Below are 2,311 nucleotides of genomic sequence, written 5' to 3' on the forward strand. Positions count from 1 at the left end.
TTGTGCTGGCGACAATAGCAAGAGTGAACCACCTGATCCCTTCCCGAACTCAGAAGTGAAACCTCTTTGCGCTGATGGTAGTGTGGGGTTACCCATGTGAGAGTAAGTCATCGCCAGCTCATTATTCTAAACACCCCCTGACTCGTGCAGGGGGTGTTTTTTTATGTTTAAAGCATTCTAAAAATTACGTTAAGCAACACTCAGAGCTGAAAGGCACTAAAAAGCTGTTTATAATATAATCAAAATTATTAATGATTATATTAATCAATATATTAAATGCATTGTAGTAATACATTTTTTCAATAAAAATCACTAAAATCACCCATTTCTAGACTATGGTTCTATTTTAAAAAAATACAAATTATGTGAAAGTTATCTCACACACTTTGGTAGCTCAGTGTTGATGAGTAATGCATAAAAATTAAATTCTGCACTGTTCGGATTGCTATCAAAGTTCACTGAATTTCGATCTCACAGGAGGTGAGCAATGTCAAAGCAAGCTTTGAACGTTAATGACATTATTGACGAAGCAAAATTCACACCATTTCACTTCAATGTTGTTGCTTGGTGTCTACTCATTATCCTGTTTGATGGTTACGACTTAGCAATCAATGGCGTGGTCTTACCACTACTTATGGTGGAGTGGGGACTAAGTGCAGTTCAAGCAGGTATGCTCGCCAGTACTGCATTGGCTGGAATGATGTTTGGAGCCATGATTTTTGGTTCTTTGGCAGATAAAATTGGCCGTAAAAAAGTCATTATGATCTGTATCGTTCTATTTAGTGGTCTGACCGCTGCAGGTGGATTTGCATCGAATCCAACAGAATTTGGTATTTTACGTTTCTTAGCAGGCCTAGGGATTGGTGGTGTCATGCCAAACCTTGTTGCATTAACGTCAGAATATGCTCCGCGTAAAATGCGCAGTACATTAGTAACAACCATGTTTAGTGGTTATGCCGTTGGTGGTGTAATGGCTGCACTATTAGGTTCATGGTTTACCCCGAGTTTTGGTTGGCAAATCATGTTCTTTATTGCGGGTATTCCATTGTTGTTATTACCTGTAATTTGGAAATTCTTACCTGAATCTTTAACATTTATTGTGAAAGAAAATCGTCAAGCTGAAGCACGTCCAATTGTTGCTAAACTTGCGCCTCAGCTCAAAGTTGAGCCTACAACAGTATTTGAGCTTCACCATGTGGATGAGCCTGAGTCGGCAACGGTTGTCAGTTTGTTCCGTCGTGGTCGTATGGTAAATACCTTGTTATTCTGGACAGCATTCTTTACTTGTCTACTGACCATGTATGCATTGAGCAGTTGGTTGCCGAAACTCATGATGGCTGCTGGTTATTCTATGGATAACAGCTTGATGTTTATGATGGTGATGAATGTGGGTGCGGTCGTGGGTATTGTGGGTGGGGGTATTCTTGCCGATCGTTTCCACTTGAAACCAGTATTGATGTTCTTGGGTATTATGGGTGCGATTGTGATGAGCTTAATGGGCTTCATGTCGAATCAATTCCTTCTATACATCTTGGTATTCTTGGCGGGTGCTGCTTCAATCGGTTCGCAAATGTTGCTTTATAGCTATGTTGCTCAATACTATCCATTGGCTGTACGTTCGACAGGTATTGGTTGGTCGTCTGCGATTGGTCGTATGGGTGCGATTGTCGGCCCAATCATGATCGGTGCGTTGCTTGGTATGAATTTACCAGCTCATTTCAACTTCATGGCAGTGGGTCTACCTGTATTGATTACTGCAATCGCGGTTGCGTTAATCATGAATGAAGATGAAGCTGAGAAGATTAATGCAAGTAAACCTGCTGTAGCAAAAGCTTAAGTATAGTTTGCATATGAAAAAGCCTCCGGAAGGGGGTTTTTTTATGTTATAAATCAATAGTCTTACTAAAATTTAGAAAAAATATGATTGAAGAAAAGCCAAATAGTCGTAATATTCCCTTGCCGATACAAAGAGAAGTAAGGCAAAGATGTGGGTTCGGATGTGTTATTTGTGGGATGCCTTTGTATGAATATGAGCATATGGAAGAATGGGCTATAGTTAAACGCCACGTTGCAGATGAAATAACTTTATTATGTGATCATCACCATCGTGAGAAAACTAATGGGTTACTGCCAAAAGAAGTTGTTAAAAAAGCTAATAGACCTCTTGCGAAAGTAAAAACTATCCCCATATAAATGTCATGAGATATCAGAAATTAAACCATTTTTCAGATTCTGAATTCAAACGCTTGGTTGGCGTACCTCGGCAAGTTTTTACTGAAATGGTCGAGGTTTTAGCAAAAGCAGAATCACT

Annotated in this window: 2 protein-coding genes, 1 rRNA gene and 1 pseudogene; all 4 read left to right on the forward strand. The window is 39.6% G+C overall.

Annotated elements, in window-relative coordinates:
• Positions 1 to 4 precede the first annotated feature (4 nt).
• Positions 5 to 119, forward strand: a 5S ribosomal RNA gene (rrf, locus tag AC5YD2_RS16065).
• Positions 120 to 487: 368 nt separating this feature from the next.
• Positions 488 to 1,837: an aromatic acid/H+ symport family MFS transporter gene (locus AC5YD2_RS16070; protein ID WP_496127254.1), complete on the forward strand. Its 1,350-nt coding sequence runs from the start codon at positions 488 to 490 to the stop codon at positions 1,835 to 1,837.
• Positions 1,838 to 1,920: 83 nt separating this feature from the next.
• A complete protein-coding gene (locus AC5YD2_RS16075; RefSeq protein WP_496127255.1) occupies positions 1,921 to 2,193 on the forward strand; it encodes a hypothetical protein in 273 nt (90 codons plus the stop codon).
• Positions 2,194 to 2,198: 5 nt separating this feature from the next.
• Positions 2,199 to 2,311 (forward strand): annotated as a pseudogene (locus AC5YD2_RS16080) (IS5/IS1182 family transposase); the annotation flags it as partial.

The organism is Acinetobacter sp. CY73, assembly GCF_059515865.1.

Bases quoted from the DNA above. Each gene is read 5' to 3' on its own strand.
- AC5YD2_RS16070 (WP_496127254.1), top strand. From the start codon at position 488: ATGTCAAAGCAAGCTTTGAACGTTAATGACATTATTGACGAAGCAAAA.
- AC5YD2_RS16075 (WP_496127255.1), top strand. From the start codon at position 1,921: ATGATTGAAGAAAAGCCAAATAGTCGTAATATTCCCTTGCCGATACAA.